Genomic DNA, 21,163 nt, shown 5'->3' with positions numbered 1-21,163 from the left:
CGCATACATCTTGTATGATGGTGTGAGGTCAATGGATTCTTTGCAAGGGCCTGTTGATAGGGATGCCCCCTATCAAGTTTCCGTCCCTAACCGCCAACGGATTACGAGAGCTACAACACATGTTCAGACGCCTTGCGGGCCTGATTCTCGCCACATGGTCATATTCGATTGATTCGACAATACTATCAGCAGACGAATTGCCATTCGAGATTGCCGAGGGATTTCAAGTCACTTTAGCAGCCGATGACGATCTCGTTCATGATTGTTTTTGTATGACCACCGATGGGCTCGGTAGACCTATCGTATCGGGGCCTGGCTACATCAAGACGCTCATCGACGACGATGCCGACGGAATCTATGACCGAGCGATTTTGTGGTCGACGAGTCCTCAACAGGGGGCACAAGGCTTGTGGGCCGAGGGACGCAAGATTTACTGGGTAGGTGACGGGGGATTGTGGTCGTCGGAAGACAAAACCGGCAACCTCATGGCAGATGGAGCGCCGACCAAGCTTTTGGATTTGCCAACCGGTGGAGAGCATCATGCCCACGCGATCCGCAAAGGACCTGACGGGTATTGGTATCTCATTGCAGGGAACTTTTCCAACGGTATTACCAAGTTGTTGAATGACCCGAACTCCCCCGTGAGCCGTCCTAGAGCAGGGACCATGTGGCGGATCAGCCCGGACTTCTCTACCCGGTCGGTGTGGAGTCATGGTATGCGAAACTGTTACGACTTTGATTTTCTGCCCGATGGTCAGATTGTTACCTTCGACAGCGACTGCGAGCGAGAGTCTGTTTTACCATGGTATCGCGCGACTCGCGTGTTCGTGTTAGGCCCAGGTAGCGATGCCGGCTGGTGCGGACAGACATGGAAAGATCACGATGACTACATCACCATGCCGCAGACGATTGCTTCGCTCGGACGAGGCTCACCGACGGGAGTTGCGGTCTATTCTCACCGCACCTTTCCACAAAAGTATCGAGGGGCGGTCTTTGTGCTGGACTGGACCTTTGGACGGGTCATGGCGATCATGCCTATGCGGAATTTGCCTGAGTCGCAGCAAATTCCCAATCGTATTCCAGCAGAAATTTTTATGCAGACCACGGGAGTGAACGGGTTTGCACCAACGGCCCTATGCGTTGATGCCAAGGGCGACTTGCTGGTCTGCACAGGAGGGCGAGGCACTAAGGGGGCAATCTATCGTATTTCCCCGCTTCTGGCCGAGGAACCGCCTCAAGACGTTCAGGGGGATATTCCCCAGCAGATCTCTACTGACAAGGCTTCGGCTGGACAAGAATCCATCGGGCAAGAATCGGACCCAACGCTACGAGTCAGTGTTCTGTTCGAGCGGGCTTTGAGAACGCAAAGAATTGACGAATCCAGTGCTGAGGTAATCGCCAAAGCTCTAAGAACGCCCAGTCCATGGGACTCTTGGTCCGAATCGATTTGGCGACGTGAATTGCAACCAAAGCATCTCGATATGCTTCTCCAGATTGTAACAGATGAGTTACCGATTGATTGCGATGAATCAAGAGCGTCTTCGCTTAAACTCCTCGCTGCACAGATGTTGACGAGGACAGGTGTGACGATCCCTTCGGCCGCAATGGTTCGCGCTGTTAGCTCGCCATCCCCAAGCTCGAGGCTTGCCGGATGGTGGATTGTCGGCCGCGGGGTCGTTGCGAATTTGCAGCGAGATTCGATCAGGATACAAAGTGCCGCAAGCGCGTCACTCGCCCCCGACGCGCAAACTTCTTGGGGTGATCACCTGGGATCGGAGTTGCCGAGGTTGTGTTTGGAGGCCTTTGGTCTGCGAAAATGGCCCATGGCTAGGTTCGAGTCAATCGAGGGCGAAGACATGCCTGCGGGAAATGCGCTACGACGAACTTGGCTCTGGGCTCTGAATCGATCCCCTGCACCCCTAAACGCAAAATCGGACTCTGCCAAGCTTGACATGTTTCTCGCAAAGCGATTTTTTGGATCTGGCAGTCAACTGCTTGATACCAAGCTGCTCGATTTCGTTGCGGCTTGGTTTCCCAAGAGTCATGCGTCACTGGACAATCGAGAGTTGATGGAGTTTCTTGCAGGGTTGCAATTCGCGCTTGGCGACCGGAGGGTAACTTTGCCTCAGCAGACCGACCCATCTAACCCGGACGTCCTAGATGGTTACAAAGCAGTAAGCGTCAAACAATTGCCTGAACACGTGAGAAAAGGTTGGTGTGATTGGCTCGTTTATCTGATTGATCAAGCTAGAAAGAACGACAATGAAAAGTTAGAGATTGAGGTGATTCGGACCTTGGCCATGTTCGAACCCTCGGAACAGAAAGTCGTGGAGTCACTCCTTTCGCTATCGAGTTCCAAAACTCATCCCACGTTCGATATTCACGTTTTGTGTGCTGTGGCTTGCTGCACGGGCCTCAGAACGGAAGAGATGAGCATGCAAACCGCAGCTCTGTTGTTGGGCGTGTCTGGCAAGTTACAGCAGGCGGGCATGTACACAGACAATCAGTGGCCCAAGCGAATACAACAGCTTGTCAATGCGTTGATGGCTAGAGATAGCAAGCTCGCCAATGCTTTCGCCAATACGCCGGGGCAGAACTGTGCGAACGATATTGTATTGATCAATGCCTTCCCTGTTGATGTCCAGGTGAAGGTCAGAGAACGCATTCGTCGTGACTTGCTACAAACAGATCCCACCGGCTGGTCGGCAGCGATCGTCCGCTATGCGTTGCAGTCACAAACACTGACCCCCAACATGTTGAGTGCTCTGCGGCAAGCGGTCGGTGTTCCGGAGTTGCGCCGACTTTCTATCGAATTGCTTTCGAATTATCCAGATGCTAGCGACTATCAGATTTACAAGGAAACCCTGGCTAACCCAGACCGCTCCCTTTGGGCGGTGGCGTGGCGGGGACTACAGGCTTTGCCCATAGCATTTGCCGATGAGGAATGGCCGGTTATGGCCAGGCTCGTATCGGAGATTTGCAACAACTCCTCCAGCTTGCCCGCAGAGCCGGTTTTTACGCGAACTCGAGCTGTCGCAAAGCAGCTTGGCTTCGCCTCCGTACCGGCTTCGAATTCCTGGACAGATTGGGAACCGTTTCTGAGAGACCATTTGGGCGAGGAAGCCTACGAGCAATTAGCTCAACCCAAAGTTAAGGTGGATTGGGTTGCCAGGGTGAAGCAGTCGGAGGGGTTTCGTGGTGATATCGAGGCAGGAAAGATCTTGTACGACCAAAAGTGTGCCAGTTGTCATGGAGCTCAGACGGCGTTGGGCCCTAGCTTAACCGGGGTAGCCAAGCGGTTCTCAAGAATGGACCTTGCGACGGCGATTTTTGATCCCAGCCGAGACGTCTCAGATCGCTACAGGGCGGTTAGGATCCTGACGATCGATGGCGATGTCTTTACCGGTTTGGTGGTCTACTCGGCTGCTGATGGCACAACGATCACGACAGCGACCGGTCAGATCATCAGGGTCAACAAAGAGGATCTTGAGGAGTTGGCCTATTCGAGTGAGTCCATCATGCCGAGCGGACTGCTAGATGACAACGACGACCAAGAGTTAGCGAATCTTATGGCTTACCTCTCCACTTTATAGAGTTTTGTAGAGTAGCCCTGGTGTCCTCGACCCAATTGCGGGGGAGTTGTTTCGCCGTCGTAAATTGCTAGAGTGGTGAATATAGCGAGCAATTTGTAATGTCTAATTTCGAATTATGCTCATGTCTGCAAATTAACCAGGGGTTCATCATGCTTTCACAATTGATCCTACGCAGAGTGTTTCTAGCTTCGTTATTCATTTGCTTAATGGCACCGACTTCTCACGCTCAGCTTTTTGGGCGACTGAAAGCGAAGATCGCAAATCGCAATTGTGAGCCGAGCAATCGCTGTGGGATAATTGGTCGAATCACGGGAAGGCTCCCCGCATCTCCGACAATCGCAAATCCGTGTTGTGATCAGTATCGATCCGATGTATTGCTTTGTGAGAGACTTTATCCGTCCGATCCTGCTGCTTGTGATTTTTGCAAAGCGATTGCGTTATCGCGATACAACCGCTGTTTAAATGGAGGGCGGCACCCGTTACCTTCTATTTACGATCCGAGCTACTATCTAACGCTCCCAGAACCACCAAGTCCTGCAACTTGCTTGCAGTTTTACAATACCTGCATGTCTGGTGGGCAAAATCTTCCAGCGCTTTGTGAGGACAACTACTTCGCATGTTTACGATCAATCGAAATCCAGCCGCTGCCCATCGAAACCAATTGTATCTATATTAATCCGACCTGTTCACCTGCTGTATGCACGCGGCCCGTTCATAGATGCATCCCATTGTTTCGATGCAAGCCGATATCGCGTCGTCGATAAAAAACCGACCATGAATATTATTTGTCGATTAGTTGGCTAGTGCAGAACGCTTTGTGCTAGCCGGACGCCGGTAATGCTAATCGCAAAATTCTCGGGTTTATTACTGGTGATTGCTGATTCCCAGGAGTTCTTCAATTCGAGATTCATGGTTGATGTAGCAAACTCATTACGGTCGTTCATTACCATTTCAAACAGATTACCGTATAAGCCTTGAAACGACCATGCGTCTGGTAGAATTGACCACAGGTTACGGACGTTTGCTCTCTGGCTGGCGGGTGCAACTCTATCCGCGTAAGGTTGGGATTCTGAATAAGACCTGGATAGCTCTACATCACCATTTGCAGCGGCTAATTGCATCTCATTTAGGTTTGGGAGTCGGAACCCGATTGCTTTGGGGTTGAACCAAACCCCTTCAAAATTGGTTTTCTCGCACCCCTCAACCTCCGAGAAGTGGTAGCACGGTTCCAAACCTTCTCGTTCGCTTGCCCAATTGCAAAATTTCAACCATTGCAGCCCGTTGAGCCCCGCTGCGGATTTTTCGACGCGAGTGTTGCGCATCCAACCATTTCGTAGGTCTGGGTAATCGTTAAAAAAGGCTTCCACAAGAGTTTCGCTCACCTCGGTTTGGGCTAGCCAGAATGGTTTCGGTACAACTAACCGCTCCGCATTCATTGAATCCGATAGAATCGATGAATGTTGGTACATTAATTCACCTTTCTCGATCAGTATCATTCGAAACGGTTGAGCATCGGCCACGCGTACGAGCTTCCAATTGCCATTCTTTTCAGAGGGCTCAGAAATCTCGAATTGCTCTCTGAGCTGACTGAGCAACCATTGAGCAGTTAAAGCAATCGACCTCTGAGGAGAATTCTGGTATGTCTCAGCAAACGCCGCCCAGTCGAAGGTCTGAGATTTTTTGGAGTCCTTAAAACCGTATAGCAACATTGCAACTCTTGCAACCATCGGTAAATCCGTTGTTGGCTTGTGGCTATAGGTCGCGAGGGCTTCAGCCAAAGACACTTGGTCCTCGAGGCTTAGACCACGTTCGGCGGGATCGAATCCGGCGTGGGAGACTAAAAACGCTAACAATCGCTGAGACGGCAATTCCGCAGCTAGAGGTTCTTTCCAGCCATGGAGCAAGCGAAAATCACCTTGGTCCATAAATAACCAATGTAAAACAGGAGGGATCTCAACAGGGTCTCGAGGTACAAGCTGACTTGAGAGTTCGTCTCGAAGATTTTGGTCGGCAACGACAAGCTTCCATTGCGTCCATTCCGTGGGAACGCTTTCGTTTAGTGCCTTAATTATTTCACTAACAGACACAGGGTAATTCAATCTAGCCTTGAGTAAGGTAACTCGGGACTGGAGCCCTGGGTCGCCATTTTTTCGGACGTCATCTATTACGCTATACGCAAGTCCTGGATTCTGGCTGACAGTCTTAAAATTCGATTCCAGATCGTCCTTCGTATTGAGATAGTTGAAGACACTGTAGTACGTTGCATTCCTTGTTTGTTCATTCAGCCGTTTGGAACGAGATGATATTATCACTCCCATGGAGACAAGCACGCAGATTAAACCTGTCGACAAGAAGAAGGAGAATAATGCTCTGGGTGTACTCTTTTTTATGACGAGTTGCTGCTCCTTTGATAACTCTCTCTTGGGCCAAACCAAGCTTGCTGTCATCCACAGAACAGGGTTGAGTAGATTGTCGTTGGATGGATCTCGTTTGTAGCGTTCTGCTTTTTTGGCTAGTAAGTTCTTTTGCCGACCGACCCAGGTTCGCTGGTCCGTTTCCGATAACCAAGTACGAATGGGTCGCACCAGATAGTCGTGTACAAGCGTATACTCTCGTGATTCGTCGCTCCCTTTGATTGGAGAGATCAGTTTCAGATCCTGTTCTAGGCAGCGAATTGCTTGCTGAAATTCTATCGGCTTATCATTGAACCCAGTTAGCTCCCTAAGTTCAGCATACGATTTCGAATAGGCCTTTAGCTCCGTTTGATCTGCTGGGAGTAAAAGCCTTAGTATTCGCTTGCAGGGTATTGCGACCGATCGTCTGGACATCGGGGATGCGGGTGAATCGAAGCAATCTCCGAGGAATCGAACAATCGCCCCATCAATACCACCGAGCGTTTGAATGGTAGCAGCCTCCCAAGGATGTCCCCGCATTAATTCAGTCAACAAAGCGATGCGGACAGGCAGAACGGTTCCGCCCTCCGACAATCCATCTATGGCCAATTTGCAGAAATCTTTTTGTGACTGACTTAATGTCGTTCCGTAATGTGGTAGGACCTCGTGTGCCCGACCGAGCGCTTCGAGAACTTTCAAAGATTGGGCTATGGACATGGCTGGATAGCTTGAAGCGTTTTCACCGTCAGAGAGTGGCGCATCTAGCAGTTGCATAAACTGGCTAATCTCAGACCAGAACTCATCTCGCACAAGAACTAATGCTTGTAATGCAACGCCGTCACACTGACGCAACACTCGAACCATCTCATGCTCGAGATCAATTCGCTGACTGATAAGTGCACGTTCGAAATGATCGAAAACGAAAACTAACTTATTCAAGTTCGTTGAATGGTTTCGCCTCAAAAGCGAAAATGCTTGACCCAGGCTTTCTGCATTCTGCACCTCGGAAAACCTATTCTGAATCTCGCGTAAAAGCTGTTGGTTAGGATTCTGGGTGGAAAAGTCAAAAAAGAAGGTCTCGATTTCATCGGGAAGTGTTGGTAACAATGCCGCTCTTACAAACGAGCTTTTTCCGCAGCCACTGGGGCCATAGAGAACACCAACTCCGTTCTGCAGTCTCCCCCTCAAGATCCAGTCCAACCAGTGATTTAAAATGACCGGTCGTCCGTCCAGGTCGTGAGGGCCTGGCATGAGTTTTTGAAAGTAAGAACTGTCTGTAGCCGTAAACGCCCTCAGCCCTCTCGGAACCATTCCTTTGAGCAATTCTGCTTCTGACGGTTTGATTTTTGGGGAGGATGTTTTTGAGTCGCCGCCTCGGAATTCGTCAGACGAGAGTGGAGACGATTCGATCCTCGGTTCAGGCAACGGTTCGCTTCGATAGGTTGGAATGCTGTGTGTCAATTCGAATTCCGAGTCGATTGCCTCTAGCTCTGAAATGAGTTGCCGTGCGGATTGAAAACGTTGTGACATCCGTCTTGCAAGGCAACGCAAGCAGATTTGTTCTAACCGATCTGGTATGTCGGGACGACGCTGACGAGGGGATGGCAACTCACCCTTCAAGATTTGAGAGAAAACAACAGACGGATCTCGAGAGCGAAATGGCGACTGGAGGGTTAATAGTTCGTAGAGAATGACTCCGAATGCCCAGATGTCAGTACGGCCGTCGATACGATGCAATTCTCCGAGCACCTGCTCTGGCGACATGTACTGGCGAGTTCCAGCGAACTGTTTACGACTATCGATAGGCGTCTCATCCGAAATCGCTAATCCCAAATCCGCCACTTTGACATGATCCGCAGCAGTGACCAGGATATTTGCAGGCTTAAGATCTCTGTGAACGATTCCGTTTGCATGCAACGCCTCGAGGGCTCGCGCCGTCTGAACAAGCAGACTATTGATGCGTTTCAGGGGAAGCACATTGTGTTCGGCGATCACCTGCGCAAGCGACTTACCATTGATGTACTCCATGACAATAAAAGTTTGGCTGTTCCACTGATCTACGTCATAAATCCGTACCAAATTAGGATGGTCTAGATTTGCAGCGGAGCGGGCTTCTGTCAGCAATGAAGTACGTAGCTGTTCACTGATCGCATTGGACGGCTTGGAGATCTTGAGGGCAACTTTTCTATTAAGCGTCGTATCATGGGCTAGAAATACGACGCCAAAGCCACCCGCCCCCAACTGCCGATCGATACGATATCGTCCTACAAACCGGTTAGGCAATCTAGCTTCAGGTGTTCCTACGTCGCCTACCTCGTCGGAGGGTCTAGCATTGTTAGCAGGTACGACAGCGGTTGAATCGTTTGTGTGGTAAGAAGCGGATTCCTCTTTCCCAAACTCTTCTGAATCAAGCCTTGAAAGATTGATTTCCGAATCGGACATGATGGCTAGGTTTGCTCAAATGTTTGAGATGGAAATAATGAAACGGTTCACACCCAGAATAGTCTGACGCCGGATTGATCGGAATGAGGGATAAACTCTGCGCAATTCTTTATTCTACGCAAGAGTCGACCACAGGGATACACTTTTCCTTCTCTATGCAAATCGCTTTGCTGTATTCTCGCGAACCTACCGACTCGGTCAGCCCAATTATTTTACCTAGGCATGCCATCTGGAGTGTTAGACGTGAATCCGAAAAAAAAGTCTTTCCGTACATTTGCCCGATCGCGAATCAGGTGTCACATTAGTATGTGGAGAAAGTGATGGCGAATCCCGCCGCGACAGACAACCGCGGTCAATGTAGCTAAACGTTGCTACGTCATAGGGCGCTTCGCCCCTTCTCTCATTTTCCACTCTCTGTGAGGCAGCAACAAGCGGCCCATCGCGGAAGGTGTAGGTGCGGAATCGGTTTGTTGTTCCGCGATCATGGATGAACATCTTTTATCTGGGGATTCAGAGTATGCGATGCACGATGCAAGCTTTATTGATCTTAACGATTTCTACACCAGTGGCCTTCTCCCAGGAAGCCCCCATCACGGGTGTGCCAATCGAAGGTAGCCCGGTTGCCCCTGCCCCCATAGTACCGCATCCAACATACGAAGCACCCCAGTTTTACCCTCTCGGTTGCGAAACCCCTATATCGCAGGTTGCTTCCTACCTGTCATGTAACGACAACTGCAAAGATTTTTGGTCTGGTTACGCTGCGGAACGTGCAGCCATCGCGTCTAAGTTATGTAGAGACTGTTCGCATGGCGTAGGTCATAAATCCTGTCTGAAATGTAATGTCGGCGGATTCGGACACTCTGCTCCGGCGGGGTGCGCTCCTGTAGGGTGCGATGCCTGCGATGCGTCTCCCGCGGCAGGGCATACAGACACCTTAGCCAAGAATCGTTATCGATCGTCGTGGTCTTCACTGCACAGTGTGCCTGCCCAGCCTGGCGTAAACTCCGATGTTATGGTCGCACAGAGATCGCGTCCTAATCAAGCTGCTACAGCACATGAGACCACTACCATGTCGTTGGTCGTTTCGAAAAACTCTGATACGGCTGCGACTCAAACGGCCAGGTCCGTTATGAGCCCATATCTGAAGAATCGGGAGGAAAAGGCAGACTCGCTCCCAACAGCGTCAATGCAACCTGGAACTCGAAATACTGGTTCGGTGCACTTTCAGGCGACTCTTCCGCCTAGCTCGGGTAGTTGGGCTAGGTAGCCTTTGTGGCCGCCCTGGAACTCCCTCGACTGTCTGGATGGAAAATCCGATACTTCTATAACATGGATTGGGAAGTCGGATCATTCGCTCGCACGGATCCTCCGACATTTAGGGTCATGGTGTGACGATGGAGCGGCATATCATGGCCTTTTTTCGTTGGTGATCTCCCCTTCCGTGCGACTCCTCAAACGCGGACTTTGACGGTATAACATGCCTATGGAAAGTCGCATTTGGATTATTGGTGTTGGGGACGATGGTGCTGCTGGGCTGACACGCCAGGCGCTCGATATCGTCAATTCTTCGGAAATGTTGATCGGTTCTGCGAACTTGCTAGACAAGTTCCCCTCTTACCCAGGCCGAAAAGAGGTCGTAGGAGCAGATCTGGATCGTTTGGCAAACACCTTGGACTCCGCGCAGGGAACCTCGGTTTTACTGGCCAGCGGCGACCCGCTGTTCTATGGTACGGCCAGGTTTCTATGCGATCGGTTAGGCAAGGACCGGTTCGAGGTATTGCCACACGTCAGCAGCATGCAACTCGCCTTTGCCAGGGTCAAAGAAAGCTGGGACGAGGCATACCTGACCAATCTGGCCACACAGTCGCTGGAACGAGTTTTAGAGCGAATTCGATCGGCAGAAAAAGTGGGGGTCTTCACGTCCGAACAAGTCTCACCGTCCAAGCTCGCCGAAGCTCTTATCGCCAAGGGTTTGACCTATTTCACGGCATACGTTTGTGAAAATCTAGGTTCCCCTGATGAACGGGTCACGCGTTCCCAATTGAGAGATATCGTTAACCAAAAATTCTCACCCTTGAATGTGATGATTCTCGTTCGACAAACCGGCGTGCCCGATACCCCGACAGAACCAAACAGAATCAGACTTTTTGGCAACCCAGACGACGTGTTTCGACAATCTAAACCGAAAAGAGAACTGGTTACGCCCGCCGAGGTGCGATCGATTGCCATCGCAGAACTTAGCATCAAGGAAACCTCGATCGTTTGGGACATCGGTGCAGGTAGTGGTTCGGTTGCCATCGAAGCAGCTCAGATCGCGAGGTACGGAAAATCGTACGCGATCGAAATGGATGTCGAGGATTACAATTTGATCGTCGAGAATTCTGCTAAATTTGGCGTTACCAACATTGTTCCGATACTAGGAGAAGCGCCGAGAGCTTGGGATAATCTGCCGGATCCAGAGGCGATTTTCGTAGGGGGAACCGGACGCGCCGTGGCGGATCTGGTCGAACAAGCTTGGCCGAGACTACAGCCTACCGGCTCGTTGGTTGTGAATATCATGAGCATGGAAAATGTGGTCGCCCTCCAGAAACTTTTTACGGCCAAGCTTGAAGTGGAGCCGCAATTTTGGATGATTCAAATCTCCCGAGGCAATTATCAGCTTGAGACCACTCGCCTCGAATCTGCTAATCCCTCATTCCTCATTAAGGCGGTAAAGCCAGGATGATATTTCTACCAAGAGATGTTTGCGGTGTGCCGGCCCAAGGTTCCGTTGCTATGAAGTATCTTGTTGCCTACGTGATAGGGATAACTTGCCTCTATGGTTGGACTAAGACTGCCAGGGCGATCGACCCTCGAGATACGTTAGCGTCCGCAGGAGTAGAATCGGAACGGGAAGTTATCTGGAAAGAGAAAACCGATTCCCTCAAGCAAACGTTGCTCCAAGAACTCGAAGCAAACGAAATTCTGCTCGATGGCAAATCGCTGAAATTGCTGGTCAAGCAATTCGGTTCGGCACCTGAGGGAGAACGATCTCTTTACATCTCCATGCACGGCGGAGGGAATGGTCCGGCTCGCATGAACGATCAACAGTGGCGAAATCAGATTCGTTTGTATGAACCTGAGGAAGGGTATTATGTTGCTCCCCGTGCACCTACCAACACCTGGAACTTATGGCATGAAGCCCATATCGATGGTTTGTTCGATCGGTTGATTTTGGCACATGTTCTCTGTCGAGGGGTCAATCCTAACAAAGTCTATCTAATGGGTTACAGCGCTGGCGGGGATGGCGTATTTCAGTTAGCACCTCGCATGTCTGATCGATGGGCAGCTGTCGCCATGATGGCAGGGCACCCTAATGAAACGCGTCCTGAAGGCCTGAGGAATGTCCCGTTTGCGTTGTTCATGGGTGAGAAAGATACAGCCTACGGAAGAAGTCAGATCGCTATAGACTGGAAGGATAAACTGAGCCAGTTAGCTAAAGCGGATCCTGAAGGCTACGATCACTGGGTGAAAACCTATGACACGGGGCACTGGATGAACGGACAAGATCGCGAATGCTTGCCATGGCTACAAAAGCGAGTTCGCAATCCTTGGCCGAAGAAAATTGTTTGGATGCAAGATGACGTGACTCACCAGAGATTTTACTGGCTAGGAGTCGAAGCCGATTCTGCTCGCGAACGTACCGAGATCCGCGCGGCAATAAAAGAACAGACCATTGAAATAGAAAGCGTATCGAATCCCGAACTCAAGAAATTGAATCTCTACCTTAGTGATCAACTTATTAATTTAGACCTGCCGGTGAAGGTCGTATGGGAAGGAAGCACCGTCTTCGAAGGATCTCTGGAGCGAACGAGGGATGCAATCTCGAAGTCCTTAGAGTCGCGTCTCGACCGGGACATGGCAGCTCCTGCTATACTTCAGATTACTCGACCTTAACCTTTGTAATTCGGCCAGCCCTGCATCATAATGCTGGGATTGGTCACTCACCTTGATTCCTCCCACCCAACGGAAATTCCAATGACAAAGCTCAAACATTTCTTCGTCGGCTTCACTGCGCTCGGCTTGATTGGTGCTACCTGTTCTGCTCAGGAGTACTTGAACGGTATCGAGTGGAAGCAGCCTCCCGTCGTGACGCCAGGTGCCAGCGACAATCTACCACCTTCGGACGCGGTTGTTCTGTTTGACGGCAAGGATGCTTCCCAGTGGGAGAATGGAGATAAATGGAAGGTCGAAAATGGTGATCTTGTTGTGGGACGCGGAACAATCACTAGCAAAGCTAAGTTTGGCGATTGCCAAGTTCACATCGAATGGTCAGCACCAACCCCTCCCAAAGGATCGGGACAAGGTCGAGGCAATAGCGGCCTGTTCCTGATGGGAATTTATGAGGTTCAGGTTCTCGATTCTTATGAGAACCCCACGTATTTCGATGGTCAAGCCGGCGCAATCTACAAGCAGACTCCACCTATGGCCAACGCCATGCGCAAGCCAGGCGAATGGAACAACTACGATTTGTTCTGGACCGCACCTCGCTTTAATGAAGATGGAACTCTAAAGAGTCCTGCTTACATCACCGCTGTTCATAACGGCGTACTGATTCTGAATCATTTCGAACTGCTAGGTGATACTCCTTTCCACCGCCCACCACAATACAACAAGCACTCCGAAGTCGGACCGATAACCTTGCAAGATCACGGCGACCCAGTTCGCTTTCGCAACATTTGGGTTCGACCGATTGTGCCTGTCGAAGGTAAGCAAGTTCGCGATCCGTTCCTAAGGAACGGCGACAAAGAAATTCCCATCAAGAAGTAGATTTTCAATGGAAGTTATCGTCTTCGATACGAAACCGCACGATCGCGAATATCTCACTCGTGCGGAAAACTCCCATCGTATTTCCTGGCGATTTTACGATTTCCGACTAAGTCCGGAGACGGCGCCCACGGCCAAGGGTGCTCAAGCTGTCTGTATTTTTGTGAGTGACATCGCAGATCGCGCGAGCCTGGAGGTTTTGGCCTCGCTCGATGTCAAACTTCTGGCCCTTCGTTGTGCTGGTCACAACAACGTTGACTTAAGTGCCGCACGCGAGCTCGGCTTGAAAGTGGTTCGCGTTCCCGCCTATTCGCCCCATGCCGTGGCCGAACATACCGTTGCACTTTTGCTAACGCTGAACCGAAAGATTCACCGAGCATTTAATAGGGTTCGCGAACAAAATTTCTCGATCAGCGGCCTGGTGGGGTTCGATATTTGTGGTAGGACGGTTGGGATTATGGGAACCGGAAAAATTGGACGCATCACTGCTCAGATTTTTCGGGGCTTTGAAGCTCGCGTTCTCGCGTACGATCCATTTCCGATGCCTGAATGGGCTGCTAGCTACGGTATCGACTACGTCGACATGGACACTCTGCTCGCACAAAGTGATATTCTATCACTTCATCTACCGCTATTGCCCGAGACGCTTCACCTACTTAACGAAGAAACGATCTCTAGGACAAAGCGGGGTGTTTATATCCTGAACACTAGCCGTGGCAAGCTGATCGATACAACCGCTCTGATCTCTGGTCTCAAGTCAGGGCATATCGGGGGCGTAGCCTTGGACGTGTACGAAGAAGAAGAAGGGATCTTCTTTCATGATCTATCTGGACAAGTTCTTCAAGACGACGAGCTGACGCGGCTTTTGATGTTTCCAAACGTTCTGATTTCGTCTCATCAAGCGTTCTTGACTCACGAGGCTCTCAGCGAGATCGCTCGGGTAACCACGGAGAACATCATCAAGCTCGAGATCGGCGAAGCGTTTCTTGAGGGGACGGAACTCTAACACCACGCTTGCCGATTGCCTGCCTGGCTACTTACTCAATCAAATAGAAAACTCCTCGGATCTTCACTAAAAGGGAATCCTCGGAAGTTTGTTGACTGAGCAATTGATTGTCAGCAGCAGAATTTTTGGCTACCAAGTCAAAATACTCAGTGCTGAATCGCTGCACCTTTATGATTTGGCCGCTATCCTTTTCGATATCCAAGGCAGCGGTCTCGGGGGTCACCAACATACGACCTCTACGGTACAAGGTTTGTGAATTCGTAATCGTAATCGAGTTCCCCCCCGACAGAGATTCTGATGCCGGAATCGCGATGCCTCCTGGACTGCCGTATCCTCCCACTCCACCGTAGCCTCCCGTTGCTCCGTAGCCTGCTCCAGGTCTAGAGGCGGGAACTCTAGCGCCTCCCATGCCCCCACTTTTTGCCACGGATTCGTAGCCATCGAAAGCGGACTGCGAATACGTTTGGCCGGCGGACTTGAACATCTGCTTGGTAGCGCGTTGAGCGACTCCTCCGGCACCGCTTACCTCCGATAGCTGATCCAATTGACTGGTGGCAGCTGCTGCGTTGGCAGTTGATACCAGCTCGGGGCGCACCGATTCGTCTGCCAGGAATGAAGTGTATGGTGTTAAGATTCCATGCTTGGTCGAGAGCATTACTAGTTCCGCAATCAGTTCTTGGTTCTTACCATTGAGATCAAGCTCATCGATGAGTTCGCCAATTCGACGCGTGGCCCAAAGACGCTCAACGAAAGAATACGATTCGTTATCACTTTTAGTGGCTAGTTCGATCGGAAACTCAAAAGTCTTTTTCTCTTGGTTGATCAATCCCGACAGAGTTAGCTTTCCATTCCCTGGCTTGGAATAACGGCCTACGACGACGAGTTGCTCCCCCTCGAAGATGTCGATTTCTCCGGATGGGTAAACGCGGTTGGCGGTTAGGTTTCCACCCGCAGCGTCTACCTCGATGGCGAGTACTCCGTGTGAGAATACGGGGGAGCTGATTTTCGAGAAAACACTCCCCACCGATTCTTCGATGTTCTCCTCAGGCCGAACGTAAACGCTCGAGCCATGATGTTCGCGGGCGAGTCGATCTAGCAGTCGGCTGTTTACATCGTAACCAACTCCAAAGGGGAGCACGCGGGCTCGGACACGATTGGATTCACGAGCGAGTAATCCAATCTTAGACTCGTTGGTTTCTCCTGAAGTCGGCAATCCATCGGTAGTGAAGAGGACATAAGTCGGAGTCGATGCGTCTTGTAAAAAGCTAAAGGTTGTTCGCAAGGCTCCATAAATGTTGGTACCACCTCCGGCGTAGATGCCATCGATATACGCCAGTGCCTCAGCGCGAGTGGTTTCGTTGTAGAGTTGCAGCTCGGGACGAAACGATTCGACTCGCGTTTCATAAGCCACGATATTGAACAAATCACCTTCGCGGAGATTGTTGAGGACGAATTGGAGTGCTCCCTTGGCTTGTTGTATCTTTTGACCTGACATGCTTCCCGACTTATCGACCACGAGCATGACAATCTTTCGAGGCCGCTCGGCATTGGCGGGTTTGATTTCCGGACTTGCTAGAAACAAGAAGTAACCATCTTCGGATGGAGACGGGCGATAGCTAATAACACTACCGGAAATCGGACCTGGCTCGGAATCGTAGAATAGCCGAAAATCCGATGCAGGAACCGTGTTACTCATCTTGAGTGAAACAATAGCTGAGTTGGCAGAGGGTCTTTGAATATCGACAGGATGGGTTGGGCTGTAGACGCTTTTCAGGGACGAATCGCTATCGATGGCGACTCGAATGCTCAATTGCTCAAGGGGCTGTGAAGTAAATCGAGCGGTGCTCAGCGGAAACAAGAAATCGGTGAGTTGGCGTTCTTGACGCAAGAGTTGTTCGTAGTGAATAACGACTTTGCGCTCGGCCCCTGGCGGAATAGGAAAGACGCTTGTCTGAAACATGCCTTGCCCCATCCACTCGAGCAATGCAGGATCCTGATTGGCACGCACGATCGCTTCATAGCGTCTTCGGGCTTCCTCTTTATTTAGCAGACTCGCTGGAAACTCTTTACCGTCAACCATCAAGGTCAGGCGGTCGATCGCACCATCATAAGGCAGTGGGAATAGAAACTGGGCTTGAACGGTCGTAGAGCTTTTATTGACGAAAGTTTGTGTGACTTGCACATCGGCGATTTGTTTGCGAATGCGAGCTTGTATATCAAGGTCCTTGATGCAGTACGAAACCGCTGGTGTGGTAGGGGGGGCAGGGCGAATCGGGCGGATCGGAATTCGGGGAAGAGGGTGTGGTAGATCGGGGAATACGAGAATCGTCTGCGCGGGAGCTCGGGTGATTTCCACCAAACTCATTGCGAGAAACAAACCGACAGCGACCAAGGCAGTAGAGAATCGTCGAGAGTTCATTTTCATCGTCACAGCTCCTCGAATCTGTTCAAGTATGAAATAGGTCGACCATGGCATAGCATGGACGTGAAGACGGATCGGAGAGTTCCAGAAAATTTATTTTTGAAATTTGCTTGTCTATTATAACGGAGAAAATCATCGAGATTACACGCTGCTTTCATCCGTTCTTCACGATGTATTGCCACGTGTTGCTTATATTATTGCGATGGTTCACGCCCACTTTCCTACTCGCATCAGAAGAGTGTTCCACCATGAAATCATCAAAATCCGTGCGATTAACCAATTTCCGGGCTCTCGCCACGCTGTTTGGCCTTTCGCTGAGTTTCTCAACCTGTTCGTACGCACAGGAAGCTCAAACCCGTATGCTTGGTGAGCTACCGGTTACCGGTCAAGCCAAGGGGTACGTGTTTTGGGATAAGAATCAGAATGGACTTCGCGACAAGGACGAAACGGGGCTTTCAGGCATCAGCGTCTCCAATGGGGTCGATGTCGTGAAGACCGATTCCGAGGGCAAGTACACCCTCGACATCAGCGATGACACCATTCTGTTTGTGATCAAACCTCGGAACTGGATGCCCCCCCTATCGAAACTCAATCTGCCACAGTTTTTCTACATTCACAAACCGAACGGATCACCAACAACGCAGTATCCGGGAGTAGCGCCAACCGGCGATTTGCCAGCGTCTATCGATTTCCCTCTTCTGAAACAAGAGGAACCAGATCAGTTCAAAGTGATATTGTTCGGTGACACTCAACCTCGCAATAAGCAGGAGGTCGATTTTATGGCTCACGACGTCCTGCCGCAGATCTTGGCCGATAACGCTTACGGAGCAGCGTTCGGTGTTACATTAGGCGATGTTGTCTTCGACGATTTGAACGTCTATGGCCCCCATAATGAGGCGGTCGCTCTGCTCGGAAAGCCTTGGTACAACGTGCTTGGAAATCACGATCTGAACTACGATGCACCAAACGATCGATTGGCTGACGAGACTTTTGAGAACACGTTTGGCCCAGCCTACTACTCCTTTGACTACGGCCCAGTCCATTTTGTTACCTTGGATGATGTCAAATGGATTGGAGCGACTGCCACCGAAAAAGGCCGCTATGTAGGAGGTTTTGGCAAGGCACAACTAGAGTTTTTAAAGAATGACTTAGCATCAGTGCCTTTGGAGCAGCCTGTAGTTCTGTTCATGCATATTCCGGTTATGGATGCTGAGGACAAGCTAGAGTTCTTTCAATTGATCCAGAACCGACCCATATCTGTTTCCTTCTCGGCTCATACCCATTTTCTGAAACATCACTTTCTGGGCAAAGAGGACGGATGGAATGGCTCAGAACCGCACCATCACATGGTGAACGCGACGGTTTGTGGCAGTTGGTGGAGAGGTGCATCCGATGAGCTAGGCATTCCGCATGCGACCATGAGCGATGGGGGCGCGAACGGTTACTGCATCCTGACTATCGACAAAGACTCCTATAACTTGGAGTATCGAGCCGCACGAAGACCAGCTAGTCACCAAATGAGCATCTATCTCCCCGATGAGATCAAGGTCTCTCAAGCTGCTGCAACTACTATGGTGGTGAACGTATTCAATGGCAGTAAGCGTTCGACGGTTGAGTATCGAGTGATGCCCGATGGACCGTGGGTCTCAATGGAGCGATTTGACGGTGTAGATCCATTTTTCGCGGACATGAAGAAACTGGAGGCCAGTATGATGCCCGCAGAAAAAGGCAAGATTCCAGCTGGAATGCGCCCCCTGCCAGAACCGAGTACAACCGATCACTTGTGGCGATCTCCACTGCCCGCAAAGCTGCCGGTTGGGACAAGCCTGATCGAGGTCAAAACGACCGATATGCATGGCCAAGTCTACACGGACACTCGCTCCATTCGCGTGATTGCCGACGCAAACGAGTGATCGCGCATACCACGGGTACACACTATTCGCTCGGGTGGCACGCCCTGAGGTCATGCAGTTCGGGTGGCAGGCTCTGAGGCTTTGCGAAGGGCGTGGAGCCTATACAGCCATTTGTTCCATATACGCAATTGACTACGCCCAAGCCGACGACCAGCAATTGCTGAAATACGACGTTCTTGATCAAGTCTGTCGAAGTGAGTTGGGGACCACGTGCATTAAGTGTTTCAAAGATCTCCTGAGAGTTCTCGTCGGCTACCGGGTCAATGACGACAACTTGTCGCAACTCTCGGACGCCCATCTCAATTGCGTTTGCCCTGGCCGCCGTTTTAGCGTTTCAAGTGGAAACCAGCATTGCTCGAAACCAGTAAAACCTGGCCCTGGACAATGAAGGCGGCAAAATGGTTTTCAAGAATTCGGCACTTCTGAATGGGAGGCACCCCCGCGTAGCTTCCCTGTTATGGCTGGCGTGCTCCCCCTTGGTCAATAATTGCCGCGAACCCGACATCGTAGACGAGCAATCCGTTTAGCGATTGAACTTGCTGCACTACGAAACGCGAGTTACCCTAGCCCACAGATGTAAGTTTTTGGAGACGTTTCATTTATGCGACACGAAACACCGAAGTTCGAAATTTCTGTCACTCCGCCCTAATCGATGGTGCGTTGAGTCCTGTTCGTGTTTTCGTTTCTCCATTTGCTCGGTCATCCCGTGCCACTATTGGTTACGATTTCTGGTGACTGCAGCAATCTCCTAGGAAGTTCTGTACTTAAATGCTCGATTTATTCCGTTCGCAGCCTCAGAATGTCAAGAATGAATTATTGTCTGGCTTGACCGTCGCTCTCGCTCTCGTGCCTGAGGCCATCGCGTTTGCATTTGTTGCAGGCGTTTCGCCAATCATAGGACTTTATTCCGCCATCATGATTGGGTTGATTTGCGCCCTCTGTGGCGGTCGTCCTGGCATGATCTCCGGCGCAACAGGTGCCATGGCGGTCGTTGTCGTAAGCCTTGTTGCCATCCATGGCATCGAGTACTTGTTTCCGACCGTGATCCTATGCGGTCTACTTCAATTGATGGTTGGTTTCGCCAGACTAGGCGTGCTGATTCGCATGGTCCCGCATTCCGTTATGTTGGGATTCGTGAATGGCCTAGCTATTGTCATTTGCATGGCACAATTTGGCAGTTTTAAGACCGTAAGCAACATCGGCGTTCTGCAGTACATGCAGGGGCCCGCTTTGTGGCTCATGATTGCCCTGGTCGTGTTGACGATGACTATCATCTGGCTGCTACCCAAACTCACCAAAGCTGTCCCAGCGTCGTTGGTCGCCATTCTAGTCGTTAGTGGGATTGGTATCGCATCAAACCAAATGCTCCCAAGTCATTTGGCTGCCGAGAATCAAAGCCACGTCGTGATGACTGTCGGCGACATGCTTGCAACGAACGCTAAAGTCGCTGCCGCGAAAGCAGCGTTTTCTGAAGAGCATCTCGCGCAGGCAGGCTCGCATTCTGCGTTAGAAGTCGCATCTGTCAGTCCTGAGCAAGCGACTGCCATTACTGCTGCCATGAGCAATATCGACCCAAAGGCGACCAGCATTAGCGCAGGATTGCCAACCCTGTTTTTTCAAACCTTTAGCCTACCACCGATGACTCTGGTAACTCTGTGGATCATTTTTCCTTTTGCCGCTGTTCTTGCTGCAGTTGGTTTGATCGAATCGCTTATGACACTCACGTTGATCGATGAAATCACCGAGACCCAAGGCAACAGCAATCGAGAATGTCTCGGTCAAGGAGTTGCCAATATCGTCTGCGGCATGTTCGGCGGAATGGGTGGTTGCGCCATGATTGGGCAGTCACTCATCAACGTTGAATCGGGCGGTCGAGGACGGACGTCGGGAGCCTTTGCGGCTTGTTGCCTACTCGCCTTTGTGATGTTCTTCTCGCAATGGATCGAGATGATCCCTATGGCTGCACTCGTGGGAGTGATGTTCATGGTGGTTATCGGGACATTTGAGTGGGCGTCGTTGAAGCTTTATCGCAAGGTTCCATTCACTGACTTTCTAGTGATGGTAATTGTGACGCTCTACACAGCAGTCATGCACGATCTTGCGTCGGCTGTCATCATTGGCGTGATCGTTTCGTCTTTGGCCTTCGCGTTCAAGCATGCCAAGAACGTGAACGCAGACATCAAGATCAACGAACATGGTGCCAAGGTCTATCAACTTCACGGGCCGCTGTTTTTTGCTTCGACGACGCAATTCAAGGAATTGTTCGATGCTAAGAAAGATCCTGACACCGTCATCATCGACTTCTACTTTACGCGAGTCTATGACCACTCGGCGATGGAAGCGATCCATGTCGTGGCCAAAAAATACCAGCAGCTTGGCAAGACAGTGCACCTCACGCATCTCAGTGAGGAATGCCGACATATGATTCGCAAAGCCAAAGACTTGATCACGGTTTCATTCTCCGAAGAGCCACAATATCACCTAACGACCGACAAATTTTTGCCGCAGTCAGAGACCATTCGAGGCGGGTGAAATGTTGTTGGTTTGACTCACTAACGTCGGCCGCCGGTTAACGACTCTGGGCAATT

The 21,163-nt window shown here is 50.7% G+C and carries 10 protein-coding genes; 7 read left to right on the top strand and 3 right to left on the bottom strand.

All coding sequences use genetic code 11. The features are described 5' to 3' along the window. Positions 1-119: 119 nt before the first annotated feature. A complete protein-coding gene (locus tag SH449x_RS11775; protein WP_482381530.1) occupies positions 120-3,593 on the top strand; it encodes a c-type cytochrome in 3,474 nt (1,157 codons plus the stop codon). A gap of 800 nt (positions 3,594-4,393) precedes the next feature. Here SH449x_RS11775 and SH449x_RS11770 read toward each other — a convergent pair. Further along, positions 4,394-8,428, bottom strand: coding sequence for a protein kinase domain-containing protein (locus SH449x_RS11770; protein WP_482381529.1), 4,035 nt, complete (start codon positions 8,426-8,428; stop codon positions 4,394-4,396). Between the two features lie 1,483 nt (positions 8,429-9,911). Between SH449x_RS11770 and cbiE the strand changes: the two genes are divergently transcribed. The 4 genes from cbiE to SH449x_RS11750 all read left to right on the top strand — a co-directional run bounded on the left by cbiE (position 9,912) and on the right by SH449x_RS11750 (position 14,240). Then, positions 9,912-11,153, top strand: a complete 1,242-nt coding sequence (gene cbiE / locus SH449x_RS11765; RefSeq protein ID WP_482381528.1) for a precorrin-6y C5,15-methyltransferase (decarboxylating) subunit CbiE — start codon at positions 9,912-9,914, stop codon at positions 11,151-11,153. Next, the gene (locus tag SH449x_RS11760; RefSeq protein WP_482381527.1) at positions 11,150-12,364 is read left to right on the top strand and encodes a hypothetical protein; all 1,215 of its coding nucleotides are present in this window, start codon (positions 11,150-11,152) and stop codon (positions 12,362-12,364) included. Before cbiE ends, SH449x_RS11760 begins: the two co-directional genes overlap by 4 nt. Positions 12,365-12,445: 81 nt before the next feature. Further along, positions 12,446-13,237, top strand: a complete 792-nt coding sequence (locus tag SH449x_RS11755; protein ID WP_482381526.1) for a 3-keto-disaccharide hydrolase — start codon at positions 12,446-12,448, stop codon at positions 13,235-13,237. Between the two features lie 7 nt (positions 13,238-13,244). After that, a complete protein-coding gene (locus SH449x_RS11750; protein WP_482381525.1) occupies positions 13,245-14,240 on the top strand; it encodes a 2-hydroxyacid dehydrogenase in 996 nt (331 codons plus the stop codon). A 31-nt stretch (positions 14,241-14,271) separates the two neighbouring features. Here SH449x_RS11750 and SH449x_RS11745 read toward each other — a convergent pair whose 3' ends face one another. After that, positions 14,272-16,665, bottom strand: a complete 2,394-nt coding sequence (locus SH449x_RS11745; protein WP_482381524.1) for a VIT domain-containing protein — start codon at positions 16,663-16,665, stop codon at positions 14,272-14,274. Positions 16,666-16,910: 245 nt separating this feature from the next. Between SH449x_RS11745 and SH449x_RS11740 the strand changes: the two genes are divergently transcribed. Beyond that, a complete protein-coding gene (locus tag SH449x_RS11740) occupies positions 16,911-18,575 on the top strand; it encodes a calcineurin-like phosphoesterase C-terminal domain-containing protein (RefSeq protein ID WP_482381523.1) in 1,665 nt (554 codons plus the stop codon). A gap of 22 nt (positions 18,576-18,597) precedes the next feature. Here SH449x_RS11740 and SH449x_RS11735 read toward each other — a convergent pair whose 3' ends face one another. Further along, positions 18,598-18,873 carry a hypothetical protein gene (locus SH449x_RS11735; RefSeq protein ID WP_482381522.1) on the bottom strand — a complete coding sequence of 92 codons (276 nt, stop codon included), beginning with the start codon at positions 18,871-18,873 and terminating at the stop codon, positions 18,598-18,600. Positions 18,874-19,343: 470 nt separating this feature from the next. Here SH449x_RS11735 and SH449x_RS11730 point away from each other — a divergent pair, with 470 nt between their 5' ends. Beyond that, the gene (locus SH449x_RS11730) at positions 19,344-21,107 is read left to right on the top strand and encodes a SulP family inorganic anion transporter (protein WP_482381521.1); all 1,764 of its coding nucleotides are present in this window, start codon (positions 19,344-19,346) and stop codon (positions 21,105-21,107) included. The last annotated feature ends 56 nt before the right edge of the window (positions 21,108-21,163 follow it).

This window comes from Brakhagea baltica, from assembly GCF_052161605.1.
In the GTDB taxonomy this organism is placed as follows: Bacteria; Planctomycetota; Planctomycetia; order Pirellulales; family Pirellulaceae; genus JBKCUI01.
The sequence above is the reverse complement of the archived record's forward strand: the minus strand, read 5'-3'. Positions and strand labels throughout refer to the sequence as shown.